Raw genomic sequence first — 686 nt, 5'->3', positions numbered from 1 at the left:
GCAGTACCGTTCGGTACGCTATTTATCTTCTCTTGAGCCGTTTCCTTCGCTGTTTCTAATGTTTGTATTAACGCATCTACTGCTGCTTTTTCATCTGGTGTTACTAGACCATCTGATGTTACTTCTGCCAATTTCGTATCAACTGCTGTTTTTGCCTGTTCCGCTTTTGTCACTGCTTGATCTGCTTCGGATAATTGGTCTGTATCTAAAACTCCGTTACCATCCACATCATTTACTTCTGGTGATGTTACTGACACGATGTTATCTAATCTTGTTTGTAAATCTGTCTTACCTGCGGTACTTGCTGGTACATTATTTATCTTCTCTTGGGCTGTTTGTTTTGCGCTTTCTAATGTTTGAATTAATGCATCTACTTCAGATTTTTCATCTGGCGTTACTAGACCATCGGATGTTATTTCTGTTAACTTGTTGTCCACTGCTGTTTTTGCTTGTTCTGCATTCACTACTGCTTGAGATGCTTCGGATAATTGATCCGTATCTAATACTCCGTTACCATCTGCATCGTTCACTTCTGGTGACGTTACAGAGGCGATGTTACCTAGTCTTGTTTGTAAATCATCATTACCCGCAGTACCGTTCGGTACGCTATTTATCTTCTCTTGAGCCGTTTCCTTCGCTGTTTCTAATGTTTGTATTAACGCATCTACTGCTGCTTTTTCATCTGG

The 686-nt window shown here is 40.4% G+C and carries 1 protein-coding gene; it reads right to left on the bottom strand.

Going from position 1 to position 686, the window contains the following annotated elements; all coding sequences use genetic code 11:
* Nucleotides 1–686: GA-like domain-containing protein (locus CD150_RS13420; RefSeq protein WP_206185635.1), on the bottom strand; the 686-nt coding region annotated here is incomplete at both ends.

The sequence above is a fragment of the Staphylococcus ureilyticus genome, assembly GCF_002902235.1.
In the GTDB taxonomy this organism is placed as follows: Bacteria; Bacillota; Bacilli; order Staphylococcales; family Staphylococcaceae; genus Staphylococcus; species Staphylococcus ureilyticus.
Note: the sequence above shows the minus strand (reverse complement) of the source record. Positions and strands in the feature narration are given on the sequence as shown.